Raw genomic sequence first — 17,243 nt, forward strand, 5'->3', positions numbered from 1 at the left:
TACCATTAAAAAGATGCTAAAAATAGCCATTATATTTTTTGTAATGGCTATTGGTTTGGGTGTCTACTTTATTTTGGTTTTATTTAAACTAAAAAATTAAATCTAAACCAAGCACGGTGCATCACACCAATCAATCACGCCACCGCCCAAACAAATCTCGCCGTCATAGAGTACCACCGACTGCCCCAAAGTTACCGCTCTTTGTGGTTCGTCAAACACGACACGCAACTGGTCATCTTGTACATATACCGTGCAGGCTTGATCAGGCTGGCGATAGCGAGTTTTGGCGGTGAGTTTGTCGCCATGTTTAGGGGCATCTACCACCCAATCTAGGTGGGTGGCGGTCAATTCTTTGGATAATAAATAGGGGTGGTCGTGCCCTTGACCGACAATCAAGCGATTGTTTTTTAGGTCTTTTTGTAGCACAAACCACGGCTTGTCAGGACGATTTTTGACCCCGCCAATGCCAATGCCACCCCGTTGCCCAATGGTGTAGTACATCAACCCATCGTGCGTGCCAAGTTTTATGCCATCATCGCTATAAATATCGCCTTTTTGGGCGGGCAAATAGTTTTGCAAAAAGTCTTTAAATTTGCGTTCGCCAATAAAACAAATGCCTGTGGAGTCTTTTTTATTGGCGGTAGCAAGGCAGTACTTTTCAGCAATAGCGCGTACTTGTGTTTTTTCAAGTTCGCCAACAGGGAATAAGGTTTTGGCAATCTTATCCCCTGATACGGCATGTAAAAAATAGCTTTGATCTTTATTGATATCAATACCACGAAGCAAAGTTGCCCTACCTGCAATGGTAGGTCCACGCCGTGCATAATGCCCTGTGGCAATAAAATCCGCTCCAAGGGTCAAGGCATGATCTAAAAATGCACGAAACTTAACTTCCTTATTGCACAGAATATCAGGGTTTGGGGTGCGTCCTGCCTTGTATTCTGCCAAAAAATGCTCAAACACTCGATCCCAGTATTCTGCTGCAAAGTTGGCGGTATGCAAGTGGACGCCCAGTTTGTCTGCCACTACTTGTGCGTCTGCCAAGTCTGCCATGGCTGTACAGTATTCTGTGCCGTCATCTTCTTCCCAGTTTTTCATGAACAAGCCTTCTACTTGATATCCTTGTTCAAGCAATAATGCGACCGATACCGAGCTGTCCACACCGCCAGACATGCCGACAATGACTTTTTTGGTTGAATTTGAATTGTTTGTCATAATATTCTCAAAAAATATAGGGGGTTAATCAGATGCTTGGTGGCGTAAGCATGACATGATAAGCCATACCATTTTTTTGGCATCGGCACTTTGATGACTGACAGGCTTTTTATTGATTTAAATCCAACCATCATGATGCGAAAAGGGTAAGGGTAATTTTAGCATAATCTGATCAAATGTGTGTTACAATTAGGTTTATTTGAAAGTTTTTTGAGATGTTTATGTTTAAGATTGGTCAAGGTCTTGATGTTCATGCTTTTACGGCAGGCGAGTTTGTGACACTTGGGGGGGTACAAATTCCCCACACTCATGGTATTAAAGCCCATTCAGATGGCGATGTGCTGTTACATGCCTTGATGGATGCGATGCTTGGGGCCTTAGCCTTGGGGGATATCGGCATGCATTTTCCTGATACGGACGAGCGATTTTGTGGGGCAGATAGTAAGATGCTACTAAAAATCGTTCATGAAAAGATACAAAAAAAAGGGTATCGGCTTATCAATGCAGACATGACCGTGATTTGCGAAGCTCCAAAACTTGCTCCACATAATGCCGCCATGCGTGAATGTATTGCTGGCATCTTGGATGTTGAGATGGATTGTGTGAGCATCAAAGCCACCACCAATGAAAAGATGGGATATCTTGGGCGTGGGGAAGGGGTGTTTGCCAGTGCTGTGGTGTTGTTGGCAAAACAGTAGGGGTATTTTAACTACGAATCTCTTTTACCACCTTAATCAATCTGTTTTTAATCAATCCTCCAAGGCACAAAACATGATCAAATGCAAAAGGCATGTTAAGATCGCCATCGATGCCTTTTTTATTCTTTAAATAGCCTAGAGTGAGTGCATTAAGCAAGATTGCAGGCGTGCTTTCATAATTTTTAGGTTGTATTTAGCGAAAAAAATGTACTTTGATGCTGGCATGGTATTGACAACATGATGACAAAATCTGCTGGGCGATGATTGTTTTTTGAATATTTATTTAACATAATCCTAGCTTTAACTTCAATAAAACGCAAAATTCAAAATAGTAAAGTCATCATAACAACAAAACCAAGCACTCCAATTCATTCACAACTAAAAACGGCATCTTTTTACAATATACTGATGGCTACGGTGGTGATTTAGAAAAGGACATTAGAGGGTAGAAATGATCATACCGCCGATCTTTCATCAGAAATGAAAGGGAAGGGCTTTGTTTTTTTGTAATACGGCTTTAAAAAAGCACTGATAGACCTTATAATAGGGTAGAATTTTTAAATTCATTCAGTTGTCTAAATTAAGGAACCATGATGACCGACATCAATCCAGAAATCAAAACATTGATTGAAAATCAAATCAAAGACCACAGCGTACTACTGTACATGAAAGGCACGCCACAGTTTCCACAGTGTGGATTTTCTGCCAGAGCGGTGGAGGTTTTGACGCAAATTGGTCGCCCATTCGCTTTTGTGAACATCTTAGAAAATCCAGAAATTCGCACAACCTTGCCATTGGTAGCAAACTGGCCAACTTTTCCACAACTTTGGGTTAATGGCGAGTTGATTGGTGGTAGTGATATCATCTTGCAAATGTATCAATCAGGCGAGTTAAAGCCTTTGATTGAAGAATTTAGCCCAGAAGTTTAACTTCATCTCACATAAAGAAAAAGGGTTTTTACTCATCGTAAAAACCCTTTTTTTGTGCTATAGTTTTATCAAAACAAGCCAATAAAACGGTAATATGATGCAAAAAATCAAACAAATTTCTAAAGACATTCTAACCATCTGCGAACAGCCAAACACCGCTTTACAAGCGATCCATCTCATCATTCAGCATGGTGGGGCGGGCGAACTTGCTTGGCAAACAGTTTATCATCGTGTGATGGCGGACAATGATGTTGATGGGGCGTATTACTTGGCAAGCTTTGCCCAAAAGATTGATGATTTGCCATTTGATGCGTTGCCGTTAGTGCGTCTTGTGATGATGTGCGATGATGAATTGATGAAACAGGCATTATTGGATAAAATGCCTGCCGAATCTAAGGCAGCGCTTGATGCGTTGCTGGCTGATGATGTGCAAGGCTGATTTTGTCATCATAATTTTAGCAAAATTCAACTGATGATTTTAAAAATCATTTCATGAAATCATGGCATAACATGATAGAAGTTTTCATCAATCAATGAACAAGGGTAAATTTGTTTCTGATGAAAACCTGTCAATTCCAATGCAGTATGATGATTAACAAGCAGGGCGATCATTTAGGCTACTTAGAATAACCGATTTATTTGTGAATAAGGCGTTATTTTGACCAATTTTCCCCTAAATTTACGCCAATTATGCTACAATAAAAGCATTTTTTCAATTTTAAAGAATTCGGCTATGATGACAACTACCTATCCAAAATCCTATGGCGTCATTGTTATCGGTGGTGGGCATGCAGGCACAGAAGCGGCGTCGGCATCAGCTCGCATGGGTGTACCAACTTTGCTTATTACGCATAATATTGAAACTTTGGGTCAGATGAGCTGTAATCCTGCCATCGGAGGCATTGGCAAATCGCATCTTGTGCGTGAGGTAGATGCCATGGGCGGCATGATGGCACTTGCAACCGATCATGCAGGCATTCAATTTCGAGTGCTTAACAGTCGTAAAGGGGCAGCAGTGCGAGCCACGCGTGCCCAAGCCGACCGCTTATTATATAAAGCATTTATCCGTCATGGCCTTGAAAATCAGGTCAATCTTGATCTATTTCAACAGCCTGTTGATGACATCATCATCGAAAATGGCAAAGCGGTGGCGGTCGTTACCGCAAGTGGTGTAAGAATTAATGCACAAGCGGTGGTGCTGACCTCCGGTACTTTTTTGGGCGGGGTAATTCACATTGGTCTGCAGCACCAAAAAGGCGGACGAGCAGGGGATATGCCTTCCATTCGCTTGGCAGACCGCTTGCGTGAGCTAAAATTACCTGTTGGACGACTTAAAACAGGCACGCCCGCCCGCATCGATGCTCGTACGGTAGATTTTAATGTGATGACTCCACAGCCTGGCGATACGCCATTACCAGTGATGAGCTACATGGGTGATGTGTCAATGCACCCTGCACAAATTCATTGTTATATCACTCATACCAATGAGCGTACACACGACATCATCAGAGCCAATCTGGATCGCAGTCCGATGTTTAATGGCAAAATTGAAGGCGTAGGTCCAAGATATTGCCCAAGCATTGAAGATAAGATCCATCGATTTGCTGATAAAGAAAGTCATCAGATATTCATAGAGCCCGAGGGACTGACCACGCATGAACTTTATCCAAACGGCATCTCTACCAGTTTGCCTTTTGATGTGCAGCTTGAATTCATTCATAGCATGAAAGGGCTTGAAAAGGCACACATCACACGCCCTGGTTATGCCATTGAATATGATTATTTTGACCCTCAAAATCTAAAGCCCACCCTCGAAACCAAATCTGTTGATAGCTTGTATTTTGCTGGGCAAATCAATGGCACAACAGGCTATGAGGAGGCGGCGGCACAAGGGCTTTTAGCAGGTCTTAACGCTGCTCGTCGTGCCCAGAACCAACCTTCATGGACGCCACAAAGGCATGAGACATATCTTGGCGTGTTGGTAGATGATTTGATTACGCATGGCACAAAAGAACCGTATCGAATGTTTACCAGCCGTGCCGAACATCGATTGATTTTGCGTGAGGATAATGCCGATGAGAGACTGACCGCCATTGGTCGTCAATTGGGATTGGTGGATGATGAAAGATGGGAAAAATTTAGTGAAAAAATGGAAGCCATTGCTGCAGAAAGTGCTCGCTTAAAAGACATTTGGGCAACGCCCAACAATGCCATAGGCAAGGCATTTATGGAGAATACTGGTGAGACATTAACCAAAGAAAACAACTTGCTTGATCTTTTAAAACGCCCAAACATACGCTTTGAGGACATTGCATATGTTTCAGACAGTCGTGTGTCAAACGAAGTGGGTGAGCAGATAGAAATCTCTGTTAAATATGCAGGTTATATTGAGCGTCAATCAGATGAGATTGAACAGATGAAACGCCTTGAAAACACCGCCTTACCGATTGACTTTGATTATGCTTGTGTGTCAGGGCTTTCTAATGAAATCATTCAGAAGCTTTCTCAGGTGCGACCTGCCACATTGGGGCAAGCAAGCCGTATCAGTGGTGTTACGCCAGCGGCAATCAGCCTGCTTGCCATGACCATTAAAAAAATAAAAAAATCACAACAAATCGCCAAGCAGACAACCTAGGCAATGAACAATAAAAAGAGATAAGCCAGCTTATCTCTTTTTGTGTATACGATGAGTATGCCAGCAACCTGTGGTTTTGCTGTTCATGTCATATGAGAATCAGCCACTGATCGTTTAGCCAATCGGTGATGCTTTTTGACAGATGGCTTGGTATGTCATCAGCGGTCAGTAACTCTTGATTGGTCAATCTTGTTATCATCATCAATTCATCATCATCAAAGCAAATACATTCACCATTGATGTACCATTGTTGATCATTAAGCACAAAACGACAAGCCGGATTGATCATTAGGCATTCGCCATGGTGTAAGCGTTCGATCAAACCATCAGGTGTCATCTCATCATCAAAGGCGATCAGATCGTATTGGCGTTTGCTGACCAGCTCACCCAGTGCTTGATGAATGATGGCATCGCCTTGATCGGATTGTAGTAGGTCAATCAGTTGATTTTTGATGGCAAGGATACTGTCATCAGAAAGTTCATAAGGATTGTCTTGTGGGGCTTGTGGCAGTATTAGAGGTGAAAATAATTCATGTTCCCCAGTGGCGACATCGGCGATTTCATCAATGAGTTGTACCATGTTTGGGCGACGAAAACCAAAGCTGAATGTCAAGCAGTCATCAATCGCTACCCCATGATGGCTTAGGCGTGGTGGTACATACAAGACATCACCAGCTTCCAAAACCTCATCAAAAATAATCTCACCCATGTCATCAAGCAGTCGAATCGGCTGACCTTCGATGAAGGGTGTCTTGGCATCACACATCCTGCCCAATTTCCAGCGACGGGATCCGTATCCTTGTGCTAAAAAGACATCGTATTCATCATAATGCTCACCCACCGAACCGCCAGCTTGAGCCACCGAAACCATGATGTCATCTTGTTGCCATCTGGGAATGAAATCAAAAGCTTGCCACAGCTCACCAAGTTCTGGCGACCATTGTTCTAGATTCTGCACCAAGACTGTCCAAAGATTTGGGGTGTTTTGTAAATCTTGGTCGGTGAGTGGCGAGTTTTTGAGTGTCCACTGGCTGGGGTCGTCGTCTTGTTGGGTAATGAGACGGGCTGACACGCCTTCTTGAATCGCTAAGTCCAACACATCATCTGGTTCAAACATGCCAGCAAGGGCGGGCAGACCTTTTTTAATCAGTAAGGGTTTTTTTTGCCAATACTCTTGTAAAAAAATTTCTGGCGTGATGTCGTTAGGCAAACAAAAGGGCAGTTGATCAGTCATGACATTACTCTATGGTGGCTATAAAATTTGGCTTATTTTAACAACTTTTCTGTCAAAAAACCATTTTAAAAGCTTGGTTGAATCATGACGACAAAAACTCCATAAAATGAGTTTAAAAAAAGTAAAATTTTCTTTATAATGGGCATGATATTTTAATTTTTTAGAGCCGATCATGTCCGACATCACACATTTTTATGACGATTACCAAAACTTAGGCGATTTTTTTGATGAGGGTAAATTAAATGAAGCACAAATTGCCCATCTGCAATCCCAACTTGATGAAGCGGCGAAAAATCTAAGTACCATTCGTGATTTCATCCGTTTTTGTGTCAGTCGTCTGCGTGAGTATGAGGTTGTTGTGGCACAAGGTACGACCGATGAGTTTGCAGAAGCATCGGCAATCGTATTACACACTTTGAATTTGGACTGGTCGGCCGGTCCTGAAATTTTAGACTGTCGATTGACCGAATTTGAAAAGGCGGCAGTGTTAGAATTGCTTGGCAACCGCATCACATTGCGTAAACCGCTGTCTTATTTGATCAATTTGGCATATTTTTGTAACTTGCCATTTTATGTTGATGAGCGTGTGCTGATTCCTCGTTCGCCGATGGCAGAATTGATTCAAAAGAGATTTTTTCCTTATTTTGATGTCGATGATGCCAACAAGGCTGAATTTTTTGAGCATGGACTTGAAGAACGAGAGCTTGCCCAACCAGAAAGAGTGCTGGACTTATGCACAGGCTCTGGCTGCATTGCCATCGCACTTGCCAAGGTGTTTGCTGACGCCAATGTGGATGCAACAGACATTTCAAAAGACGCCCTAGAAGTGGCTTGGACGAATTTGGAATATCACGAAATACAGCATCAAGTCAATTTATTCGAAAGCGATCTTTTTGATAAATTGCCGATGGAGAATCAGTACGAACTCATTGTTACCAATCCACCTTATGTTGATGCTGAAGACATGGCGGATTTGCCACCAGAATTTTTACACGAACCAGAGATGGCGCTCGCGGCAGGGCAAGATGGCTTGGATTTGGTGCATAAAATATTATATCAAGCACCAGATTATTTGACTCGTGATGGTTTGCTGGTCTGTGAAGTTGGTAACAGTGAATGGCATTTAAGACAGGCTTATCCATCGATTCAGTTTAATTGGCTTAAATTTGAGAAAGGCGGGCATGGTATTTTTGCCATCAGCAGAGAGGAGCTGGTGGAATATCGTGAGCTTTTTGGACAATATGCTAACTGTTGATGAGCATGGCATGATATGAAGTACCGTTTGGTGAATATCAAGATTTTATTGAGAATATTTGACTTTGGAGAGTGTTCATGTCAGGAAATACCATAGGGCGGCTTTTTACTGTAACCACTTGTGGTGAGTCGCACGGCGTGGGGTTGATGGCGATTATTGATGGTGTACCACCCAATTTATCACTGTGTGAAGAAGATTTACAAATTGAATTAGATCGTCGCAAGCCCGGCACAAGCAAATTTGCCACACAGCGTAAAGAAGCTGACAGGGTAGAAATCATCTCAGGGGTTTTTGAAGGTAAGACCACTGGTACTTCTATCGGATTACTCATTCGCAACACCGACCAAAAATCCAAAGATTATGGTAACATTGCAACCACTTTTCGCCCTAACCATGCTGATTACACTTATACGATGAAATATGGTTTTAGGGATTATCGAGGTGGTGGGCGTTCATCTGCTCGTGAAACTGCGATGCGTGTAGCAGCAGGAGCGATTGCTAAAAAATATCTCAAACAGCAGTGTGGCATGATCATTCGTGGCTGTGTTACACAAATCGGCAGTGAAAAAACGGAGAAATTGGACTGGGATATTGTAGATTCAAATCCATTTTTTTGTGGTGATGATGATGCAATCGTAAGATTTGAAAAACTCATCATGTCATTGCGAGAACAAGGAACAAGCTGTGGTGCTAAGATTGAGTTATATGCCCATAATGTCCCTGTGGGTCTGGGCGAGCCTGTGTTTGACCGTCTTGATGCTGATATCGCCCATGCAATGATGTCAATTAATGCAGTTAAAGGCGTGGAGATTGGCGATGGCATGGCGGTTGCAGGGCAGTTTGGGCATCAGGTGCGAGATGAGTTAACCCCTGATGGCTTTACTGCCAATCATGCAGGTGGGATTTTGGGCGGAATTTCAAGCGGTCAGACCATTAAAGTTACCATCGCACTAAAACCAACTGCCAGCATCACCACCGCTGGAAAAACCATCGATATTCAAGGAAACCCAACCGACATCATTACCAAAGGAAGGCATGATCCTTGTGTTGGTGTGCGAGCTGTACCAATTGCTGAAAGCATGCTGGCAATCGTACTGATGGATCATCTGTTGCGTCATCGTGGTCAAAACAGTGATGTCATCAAGCCTTTCACACCGATTACAGAAATCATCTGAACATAGGAATTGGAAATGTTATGAAAAAATTGCCATTTTTTGCCATATTGCTTGCAGTTGGTTTATCAAGCTGTGCTACTCAGACCAATCAAACCAATGGTTCAATGAGCAGCATTCGCACCACAATCATCAAATCAGCAATCGATACACGATGCCGTAGCGAATTGAACGCCAATCCTGTGTATGAAGCTGTATCGGTGTTGATGAGTAGTGAGCAAAAAAGCGTGTTGGAAAATAAAACTTGTGGCTGTGTGTCAGACAAAGCGGCACAAAACATGACACTGACTGAAATCGGGCAAGCAACAATTGATCCAGATGCTCGTAAAAAATTGGTGAATAGGGCGGTCAAGCAGACTTTTAAAGCTTGTGCCAATGAACTATTAAAAAGTATTTGATGGTGGTTGATGATTGGTGTATCAGGATAAAAGTAGTCATATGTGCAATAAGGTCAATGCGTTTAGATTGCAATGGCTAAGATGCGTTTTATTGTCTGGCGTTGTTGGGTGGGTTGCTGGTTGTGATGATGCGACACCTCCTACTCAAGAAGTTATCAAAACGCCCATTTTGGTAACAAAGGACCAACCTGTCATCTTATCAAAGGGTCGAATTAACATTCAAAACGAATGTCCAAAATTGGTACAAAAACGCATTGATAGAACTTCCATTCTACGCCAAGAGCGAATTTTGGGTAATTCTTGTGATTATTTTATTTATCCAAATGTGGGCGAGACTGTGGGAGTGACTGTATCAGATGATCGCATGAAGCCTTACTTGGACATTCCTTATTATCATGATTTTGCCAATGGTGATTATGTGGTGGTAACGAGTGGTCGACATGTGATTCGCTTAGAGTATGACAGTTTGGAGCGTAAACCGAATGTGATGAATTATGTCCTAGAAGTAAACATTCGCCCAAATAAAAATAACAAATCATGATGACTTCCATCACTTGCACAAAAAATTGAAAAAATATGATTTTTTTAAAAAAACTATTGACATAATTAAAAAATCAGCTATAATACGCACCCATAAGCAGTTAGCTTAACCACTCATGCCAGTGTGGTGAAATTGGTAGACACGACGGATTCAAAATCCGTTGCCCTTAAAAGCGTGTCGGTTCGAGTCCGACCACTGGTACCAAATAAAACCCTTGATTTTTCGAGGGTTTTTTTATTTTTATATTGTTTGTTAATCTTGGTTATTTTATCCAGAATGAAATAATAAGCAGCGTTTAAATAAAAAGCCTAAGCACAAGCTTAAAATGACTCTTACTCACTAAGCAGCAGTTTCCTGATATCTTACGATGTGAACAAAGTCTACTTCATTTAAAAGAGCGTGGCGGTCTGTATACCAACCAACACAGCAAAAAAATTGGTGATCAGTTATTATAGTTCAAGGAGTGATGAGTAAACGCCAAGCCGTCTATTTTCCGACAGAACAAAAATTCGCATTAGACTTTATCATTCGATAGGGTTGTTTTGCTAAACATAGTGAAAATAATGAATATGAATTTTACCGCCAAACTGGTGAGTTTGGATCAGGTAGATACTTAAATATACCAAATATTGAAATGCCCAAAACTTTACAAAAATAAAAATCTACAAGTCGAATATCATATTTAACATAATATATATTATGCGAAGTATTAATAATTTGACCGAACAGATTCATCAATCAGTCAACTCATGAATGTCTTGGCTGTTGAAATTATCCAAACCAAATTCATCGCAATTGATCAGTAAGTTTTGATAAATGGTAAAGCCGATGACACTTGATTGCATAGCAAATATTGAATACCAAATGACTACCAACTAAAAAAAATGTGTCAGTTGGTTATTTGGTCTAGGATTTTTTGTGCTGTATGGGTATAATGAGCATGAAATTGCAAACATATTGTAAAAACCTTGTGAAGTTATTTTATGAAAAATCTCCATCCGTTCATGACAGCAATCGTCATCGTCTCTTTTTATTCGCAAGCACATGCTGAACGACTGCCCGTGGATACCAATGCACGCCTAAGCATTGGATTGAATGTCAGTAAACACTCGGCAAATGCTTATAAAGCAAACAGCACATTTGTCATCGCTCCTCATGGTTTTTATGACAATCATCGCTGGTACATTGAAGGTGGTGAAGCGGGATTTTATCCCTATAAAGACAAGCATCATCACGCACGCATTGGCATGTCTTATGATGGCACAATGTTTGAGCCAAAACAGGCAGAACCAGCACTGCAAAATCTCACCAAACGCCAAGCATCTGTCATGGCAATCGCCAGCTATATGTATGTCAGCCCCATTGGTGGATTTAGAGCAAAAATAGCCAAGGATGCACTGTCTCGACATGAAGGCATGACAATCACCCTTTCTCACATCAGTCGTTTTAACAAAGATAAAATGACTGTTTACCCATCATTTGGCATGGTTTGGCAAGATAAAAAATACAATGCTTATTATTATGGAATATCGAACGATGAAAGTCAGCGCACGGGGGTGGTGGCATATGATCCTAATGATGGCGTCATTCCTTTTGCTTCGGTATTGGTGAATTATGACCTAAATGACAAAACCACCCTGTTTGCCAGTCAGCGTATCGAATGGTTGCCAAAAGCCATTAAAGACAGCCCTATGGTAGATGATGAGATTGTCGGCATCACACGACTTGGCATCAACCGTAAATTTTAAGATCAATGGCATGTGCCAAATGGTTGATGTGATAAAATCTAAATATATAAAAAAAGACGGTAATGACCGTCTTTTTATATGAGTAGGTTTACAATAATATTTTGCGTGGATCAGCAAGTAATTTGGCAACATATCTTGTAAACACTGCCGCATCGGCACCGTTAATTGTGCGATGGTCATATGACAAGGATAGTGGCAACATCAATCTTGGCTCAAACTCCTTACCATTCCAGCGTGGCTGATAAGTTGATTCAGAAATGCCCAAGATGGCCACCTGCGGATGGTTGACCAGTGGTGTAAAATATGTGCCGCCCATATTACCTTGCGATGAGATGGTGAATGAAGCACCTTGCAGTTCTTTGGCGGTCAGTTTTTTATCTCGTGCTTTTTTGGCAAGCTCACCAATTTCAATGGCAAGTTGACGAATACCCTTGCTTTGTGCATCACGAATCACAGGGACAATCAGACCATCATCAGTAGCCACAGCAATGCCCATATGTACAGATTTGCGAATGATCATTTGGGTATTGTCATCAGACACATGACTATTGAATTTAGGGTGTTGTGTTAATGCATATGCTACCGCTTTGACAATGAATGCCAAAATGGTGAGACCCACGCCTTGAGCCTTAAATTCAGCTTTCAGTTCATTACGCATGGCTTCAGTGTCTGTGATGTCCGCCAAATCAAACTGCGTTACTTGTGGCAATAGCGTATTAAGATTAAGTTGCGGGATTGATACCTTTTGTAGGCGTGTCAAATCCTGAACTTCAATTTCACCCCAAATCTCTTTATTGCTCATGTCTGGCAATGGTGGCAAGCTCACTGCTGAACCAGCATTGGCACTTGCTGCCGCTTTTGGTGTGCTGGCACCTGTCATGACTGACTTGACATGATTGAATAAATCTTCTTTTAAGATGCGACCGTGAATGGCCGTGCCTTTGACAGTGCTGATATCCACACCCAGTTCACGCGCCAATTTGCGTACCGCAGGACCAGCGTGAACATTGCGTGCTTTTTCATTGACTTGATCTTCAGGCAACTTTTGGGTGCTTTGAGATTGAGTGGGCTTACTGCTTGGCTTTTCAAGCGTTGCTTGAGTTTGCTGAGATGACACCTCCACATTCTTAGAGGGCGCAGTTGCCACATCAGTTGCACTTGATACCCCTGCCGACTTGATGGCAATGAAGTCTTGACCGTGAGACACACTGTCACCCACTGCCACCAAAATTTTCTCAACCTGACCGCTGGCAGGTGCTGGCACTTCCACAGAAGCTTTATCAGATTCCACCAACAGTAATGGCTGACCTTCTGTAACATCATCACCGACGACCACCATGATCTCAGCAATCTCTGCCGACTCCACGCCCAAATCTGGCAATTGATAAGTCTGGCTGCCAGTAACGGCGACGGCCACCGAATCATCAGTCGCATTAGAATTGGCGTTTTGTGCGGTTTCGACTGGTGCCTCTTCTAATACAGAAACGGGGCTGTCAGCTGATGGTGCGTCTGATGATTCAACACTCATCAGCACACTACCCTCACTGACATTATCACCCACACTGATGCTAATAGCAACCACCTTGCCTGAGATGGGCGATGGTATCTCAACCGACGCCTTATCTGACTCAACTAAGATGATGTTGTCATTCTCATGAATGACATCACCAACCTTAACCATAATTTCAGCAACCTCTGCTGATTCCACACCCAAATCGGGGGCTTTGATTTCCATCACATTCTCCTATTATTTGGGTTGTTTGGTTGATTCTTGAATGCCTGTATCGTTCAGTAGTGCCGCATCTGCTTTATCTTCGCTACGACCCTCTTGATCAATGGCATCATCATTTTCTTCAATCAGCTCTGGCACAGGATTTGGCTCTCTGACGACCTTTGGTGCTGGTGCGTCTGGGAAAAAGTCATACTGTGGCTGTGGTTGCCATGCTGGCCGTTGATCAGCATCAATATCAAAGCTGTTGATGGCATCTTGCACCAAGCGAACATCAATCTCACCTTCATCTGCCAGCTTTTTCAATGTCGCCACCACAATGTGCTCCGCATTCACATTGAAAAAGCTGCGAAGTTTGGCACGAGAATCCGAACGACCAAAACCATCTGTACCCAAGGTAACATAAGGACGAGCGTCTGGCAACCAACCACGAATCTGTTCTGAATAGTTACGCATGTAATCCGTTGCTGCCACCACGACGCCTTTATGTGGTGCAAGTTGTTTGGTAACCCATGGAGTCTTAGGTTCTTCGGTTGGGTGCAGGCGATTGTAATCATCACATGCCATGCCGTCACGAGTCAGCTCATTAAAGCTGGTAACACTCCATACATTTGCCGTGATGCCAAAGTCGTCTTTTAAGATGCGAGCGGCTTTTTGTACTTCACGCAAGATGACGCCAGACCCCAATAACTGTACCTGAGCTGAACCGTTGTCCTCTAATAGGTACATACCGCGCTTAATGCCTTCTTCGACACCTTCTGGCATGGCTGCATGTTCATAGTTTTCATTCATCAAAGTGATGTAGTAGTAAACACGCTCACCTTCGCCATACATGCGACGCAAACCATCGTGCATCACTACGGCAAGCTCATAACCATAACATGGATCATAGGTTACGCAGTTTGGTACTGTACCAAACAAGATGTGGCTATGACCATCTTGGTGTTGTAAGCCCTCACCGTTTAGGGTGGTACGACCTGCTGTAGCACCAAATAAGAAACCCTGTGCTTGACAATCGCCAGCCGCCCAAGCCAAATCACCGATACGCTGGAATCCAAACATAGAATAATAAATATACATTGGAATCATTGGCAAGGCATTCACAGAATAGCTGGTTGCTAACGCAATCCACGCACTCATGGCACCCGCTTCGTTAATGCCTTCTTCTAGCATGTGGCCGTCTTTGGCTTCACGATAACCCATCAAGGCTTCGGCGTCTTCAGCAACATAGTTTTGACCAGATGATGAGTAAATGCCCAATTGACGGAACATGCCTTCTAAACCAAAAGTGCGAGCTTCATCTGGAACGATTGGCACGACATATTTGTTAAGTGCTTTGTCTTTAAGTAATGCAGACAGTAGGCGAACAAAGACCATCGTGGTAGATTGCTCTTTGCCTTTTGAACCTTGTAACACTTGGTCAAAAATGGACAATTCAGGAATTTGTAGTGGAATGTGGCCACTGCGACGCGCTGGCAAATGCCCGCCTAATGACTCACGACGACCCATCAGATACTTATATTCTGGACTGTCTTCACTTGGACGATAAAACGGCAGTTCTTTTAGTTGTTCGTCAGTCAATGGCAAATCAAAACGATCACGGAAATATTTGAGTCCGCTTTCGTCAATTTTTTTGATTTGGTGTGCTTTATTGACCGATTGAATCTGATTGGACAGACCATATCCCTTGACTGTTTTTACTAAGATGACGGTTGGCTGATCTTTGGTCTTCATGGCCTCAGCATATGCCGCATAGACTTTCTTTGGATCATGACCGCCACGATTTAGGTACATAAGATCTTCATCTGACCAATCTTTAACCATTTCTTCAAGTTCTGGGTATTTGCCAAAGAACTCTTTGCGAACAAACGCCCCATCACGAGCGGTGTATAGTTGATATTCGCCATCAACCACTTCTTCCATACGCTTTTTAAGAGCTCCTGAACTGTCTTTGGCAAGCAGCGAATCCCAATGGTCGCCCCAAATAACTTTGATCACACGCCAACCAGCACCACGGAATACCGATTCAAGCTCTTGAATGATTTTACCGTTGCCACGCACAGGGCCGTCAAGTCGTTGTAAATTACAATTAATGACCCAAATAAGATTATCTAACTTTTCACGACCTGCCATTGAGATGGCACCTAAGCTTTCAGGTTCGTCTGTCTCCCCATCGCCCAAGAATGCCCAAACTTTGCGATCTTCATCTTTAATCAAGCCACGATTTGTCAGATATTTTTGATTGCGTGCTTGATAGATTGACATCAATGGGCCCAGACCCATGGATACGGTCGGAAATTGCCAATAATCAGGCATCAAGTATGGATGTGGGTAGCTTGATAGACCTTTACCATCGACCTCACGGCGGAAATTCTCTAGTTGTTCTTCGCTCAATCGACCTTCTAAGAATGAACGAGCATACATGCCTGGTGCGCCATGACCTTGATAATAAATCATATCGCCACCGTGATTTTCGCTCGGTGCACGCCAAAAATGGTTGAATCCTGTTTCATAAAGTGTGGCACTGGATGCAAAAGTTGCCAAATGCCCACCCAAATCATCATTGTTTTTGTTAGCACGCATCACCATCGCAAGTGCATTATAACGAATCAACGCACGCAATTTGCGTTCCATGAATAAATCGCCTGGATAAGTAGGTTCGTCCTCTACAGGGATTGTGTTGATGTAGGCGGTATCCAAGCGGTTGAAAGGCAACCCCTCTTGTACAGCCATGTTGTATAATGATTTTAATAGGAATTGTGCACGGTCTTTATCGGCATTCTTAATGACCGATTCAAACGCATCCAACCATTCTTGGGTTTCAATATGGTCGGGATCTTTATAATAGGTTGTCATAAAGTTATCCTGGTTGAAATTTGCCTAAGTTAGCGAAGAAAATAAGCGTGATGCCATTTTTTTATGAAAAATTATGCCAAAATGTGGCCATGCCTCATGACAAAAAATGACAAATCACAAACTTTAAATACCAATGGGTATTATAAAGACTTTTTTGCAAAATGTTTATTGCTTTTAGAAAATACTAAAATTCTCACTATTTTCTAATAAAATAATCATTTCAAATCAGTATATTATAGCACATTTTTTGTGAGTAAATAAGAATTATCCTTATTTACTCATTTTTTTTAATAAAAAAACCGACAAGCATCATTGCTCATCGGTTGTGGCAGTCAAATGGACAATCATTCATCACCAGTTTGTGATTGGATGTAGTTTTGAGACCCCATGCTGTCGATTTTTTCTAACTGAGTTTCTAGCCAATCATGGTGCTCTTCGTTGCCATCTTTGAGCTTGGTGAGTATCTCACGAGAAACAAAGTCTTGTTTTTGTTCGCACAGGGCAATCGCATTGACCAACACTTCGTGCTTTTTACATTCCAGTCTTGTATCACAAGCCAAAATCTCTTCAACAGTCTCGCCAATCAAAAGCTTGCCCAGCTCTTGTAGGTTTGGCAGACCCTCTAAAAACAAGATGCGTTCAATCAGTACATCAGACCATTTCATTTCCTGAATGGACTGTTTATAAAAAGCCTCATTGAGTTCGCCTAAGCCCCAATTTTTCACGATGCGCGCATGTAAAAAATACTGGTTGATGGCAATCAAAGACTGACCCAATACGGCGTTTAATGCACGAATGACTTCTTTATCCCCTTTCATGATGATTTTTCCTAT

The 17,243-nt window shown here is 42.4% G+C and carries 14 protein-coding genes and 1 tRNA gene; 10 read left to right on the top strand and 5 right to left on the bottom strand.

Annotated elements, in window-relative coordinates:
- Nucleotides 1-102 precede the first annotated feature (102 nt).
- A complete protein-coding gene (gene mnmA, locus M2R47_RS00790; protein WP_249097582.1) occupies nucleotides 103-1,215 on the bottom strand; it encodes a tRNA 2-thiouridine(34) synthase MnmA in 1,113 nt (370 codons plus the stop codon).
- A 221-nt stretch (nucleotides 1,216-1,436) separates the two neighbouring features.
- Here mnmA and ispF point away from each other — a divergent pair, with 221 nt between their 5' ends.
- The 4 genes from ispF (at nucleotide 1,437) to mnmG (ending at nucleotide 5,477) form a co-directional block, all read left to right on the top strand.
- On the top strand, nucleotides 1,437-1,913 hold the full coding sequence (gene ispF, locus M2R47_RS00795; protein WP_249097584.1) for a 2-C-methyl-D-erythritol 2,4-cyclodiphosphate synthase: 477 nt from the start codon (nucleotides 1,437-1,439) through the stop codon (nucleotides 1,911-1,913).
- Between the two features lie 593 nt (nucleotides 1,914-2,506).
- Nucleotides 2,507-2,842 carry a Grx4 family monothiol glutaredoxin gene (gene grxD, locus M2R47_RS00800; protein WP_249097778.1) on the top strand — a complete coding sequence of 112 codons (336 nt, stop codon included), beginning with the start codon at nucleotides 2,507-2,509 and terminating at the stop codon, nucleotides 2,840-2,842.
- A gap of 94 nt (nucleotides 2,843-2,936) precedes the next feature.
- Complete coding sequence (locus M2R47_RS00805; protein ID WP_249097588.1) at nucleotides 2,937-3,281, top strand: hypothetical protein; 345 nt, start codon at nucleotides 2,937-2,939, stop codon at nucleotides 3,279-3,281.
- 297 nt (nucleotides 3,282-3,578) lie between these two features.
- Nucleotides 3,579-5,477 carry a tRNA uridine-5-carboxymethylaminomethyl(34) synthesis enzyme MnmG gene (gene mnmG / locus M2R47_RS00810; protein ID WP_249097780.1) on the top strand — a complete coding sequence of 633 codons (1,899 nt, stop codon included), beginning with the start codon at nucleotides 3,579-3,581 and terminating at the stop codon, nucleotides 5,475-5,477.
- An 88-nt stretch (nucleotides 5,478-5,565) separates the two neighbouring features.
- Here the strand turns inward: mnmG and M2R47_RS00815 are convergent, their stop codons facing one another.
- The gene (locus M2R47_RS00815; protein WP_249097591.1) at nucleotides 5,566-6,711 is read right to left on the bottom strand and encodes a cupin domain-containing protein; all 1,146 of its coding nucleotides are present in this window, start codon (nucleotides 6,709-6,711) and stop codon (nucleotides 5,566-5,568) included.
- 172 nt (nucleotides 6,712-6,883) lie between these two features.
- On the opposite strand from M2R47_RS00815, the gene prmB reads away from it, so the two are divergent.
- The 6 genes from prmB to M2R47_RS00845 all read left to right on the top strand — a co-directional run bounded on the left by prmB (nucleotide 6,884) and on the right by M2R47_RS00845 (nucleotide 11,825).
- Nucleotides 6,884-7,966, top strand: a complete 1,083-nt coding sequence (prmB, locus tag M2R47_RS00820) for a 50S ribosomal protein L3 N(5)-glutamine methyltransferase (RefSeq protein ID WP_249097593.1) — start codon at nucleotides 6,884-6,886, stop codon at nucleotides 7,964-7,966.
- A 77-nt stretch (nucleotides 7,967-8,043) separates the two neighbouring features.
- On the top strand, nucleotides 8,044-9,141 hold the full coding sequence (gene aroC, locus M2R47_RS00825; RefSeq protein ID WP_249097594.1) for a chorismate synthase: 1,098 nt from the start codon (nucleotides 8,044-8,046) through the stop codon (nucleotides 9,139-9,141).
- Nucleotides 9,142-9,161: 20 nt separating this feature from the next.
- Nucleotides 9,162-9,536, top strand: a complete 375-nt coding sequence (locus M2R47_RS00830; protein WP_249097596.1) for a hypothetical protein — start codon at nucleotides 9,162-9,164, stop codon at nucleotides 9,534-9,536.
- Nucleotides 9,537-9,576: 40 nt separating this feature from the next.
- Nucleotides 9,577-10,077 (top strand): hypothetical protein, encoded by a 501-nt coding sequence (locus M2R47_RS00835; RefSeq protein WP_249097598.1) that lies wholly within the window; start codon nucleotides 9,577-9,579, stop codon nucleotides 10,075-10,077.
- A 117-nt stretch (nucleotides 10,078-10,194) separates the two neighbouring features.
- Nucleotides 10,195-10,281: transfer RNA gene (locus tag M2R47_RS00840), tRNA-Leu, on the top strand.
- Between the two features lie 779 nt (nucleotides 10,282-11,060).
- Nucleotides 11,061-11,825: a MipA/OmpV family protein gene (locus tag M2R47_RS00845; RefSeq protein ID WP_249097600.1), complete on the top strand. Its 765-nt coding sequence runs from the start codon at nucleotides 11,061-11,063 to the stop codon at nucleotides 11,823-11,825.
- A gap of 88 nt (nucleotides 11,826-11,913) precedes the next feature.
- Here M2R47_RS00845 and M2R47_RS00850 read toward each other — a convergent pair whose 3' ends face one another.
- The 3 genes from M2R47_RS00850 to bfr form a co-directional block, all read right to left on the bottom strand.
- The gene (locus M2R47_RS00850; RefSeq protein ID WP_249097602.1) at nucleotides 11,914-13,560 is read right to left on the bottom strand and encodes a 2-oxo acid dehydrogenase subunit E2; all 1,647 of its coding nucleotides are present in this window, start codon (nucleotides 13,558-13,560) and stop codon (nucleotides 11,914-11,916) included.
- Between the two features lie 12 nt (nucleotides 13,561-13,572).
- Nucleotides 13,573-16,410, bottom strand: a complete 2,838-nt coding sequence (gene aceE / locus M2R47_RS00855; RefSeq protein ID WP_249097604.1) for a pyruvate dehydrogenase (acetyl-transferring), homodimeric type — start codon at nucleotides 16,408-16,410, stop codon at nucleotides 13,573-13,575.
- A 344-nt stretch (nucleotides 16,411-16,754) separates the two neighbouring features.
- Nucleotides 16,755-17,228, bottom strand: coding sequence for a bacterioferritin (gene bfr / locus M2R47_RS00860; RefSeq protein ID WP_249097606.1), 474 nt, complete (start codon nucleotides 17,226-17,228; stop codon nucleotides 16,755-16,757).
- Between the last annotated feature and the right edge of the window lie 15 nt (nucleotides 17,229-17,243).

The organism is Moraxella oculi (genome assembly GCF_023336735.1).
GTDB lineage: Bacteria > Pseudomonadota > Gammaproteobacteria > Pseudomonadales > Moraxellaceae > Moraxella > Moraxella oculi.

Bases quoted from the DNA above. Each gene is read 5' to 3' on its own strand.
- M2R47_RS00850 (WP_249097602.1), bottom strand. From the start codon at position 13,560: ATGGAAATCAAAGCCCCCGATTTGGGTGTGGAATCAGCAGAGGTTGCT.
- grxD (WP_249097778.1), top strand. From the start codon at position 2,507: ATGACCGACATCAATCCAGAAATCAAAACATTGATTGAAAATCAAATC.
- M2R47_RS00835 (WP_249097598.1), top strand. From the start codon at position 9,577: ATGTGCAATAAGGTCAATGCGTTTAGATTGCAATGGCTAAGATGCGTT.
- ispF (WP_249097584.1), top strand. From the start codon at position 1,437: ATGTTTAAGATTGGTCAAGGTCTTGATGTTCATGCTTTTACGGCAGGC.
- aceE (WP_249097604.1), bottom strand. From the start codon at position 16,410: ATGACAACCTATTATAAAGATCCCGACCATATTGAAACCCAAGAATGG.
- mnmG (WP_249097780.1), top strand. From the start codon at position 3,579: ATGACAACTACCTATCCAAAATCCTATGGCGTCATTGTTATCGGTGGT.
- bfr (WP_249097606.1), bottom strand. From the start codon at position 17,228: ATGAAAGGGGATAAAGAAGTCATTCGTGCATTAAACGCCGTATTGGGT.
- M2R47_RS00845 (WP_249097600.1), top strand. From the start codon at position 11,061: ATGAAAAATCTCCATCCGTTCATGACAGCAATCGTCATCGTCTCTTTT.
- aroC (WP_249097594.1), top strand. From the start codon at position 8,044: ATGTCAGGAAATACCATAGGGCGGCTTTTTACTGTAACCACTTGTGGT.
- mnmA (WP_249097582.1), bottom strand. From the start codon at position 1,215: ATGACAAACAATTCAAATTCAACCAAAAAAGTCATTGTCGGCATGTCT.
- M2R47_RS00805 (WP_249097588.1), top strand. From the start codon at position 2,937: ATGATGCAAAAAATCAAACAAATTTCTAAAGACATTCTAACCATCTGC.
- M2R47_RS00830 (WP_249097596.1), top strand. From the start codon at position 9,162: ATGAAAAAATTGCCATTTTTTGCCATATTGCTTGCAGTTGGTTTATCA.
- prmB (WP_249097593.1), top strand. From the start codon at position 6,884: ATGTCCGACATCACACATTTTTATGACGATTACCAAAACTTAGGCGAT.
- M2R47_RS00815 (WP_249097591.1), bottom strand. From the start codon at position 6,711: ATGACTGATCAACTGCCCTTTTGTTTGCCTAACGACATCACGCCAGAA.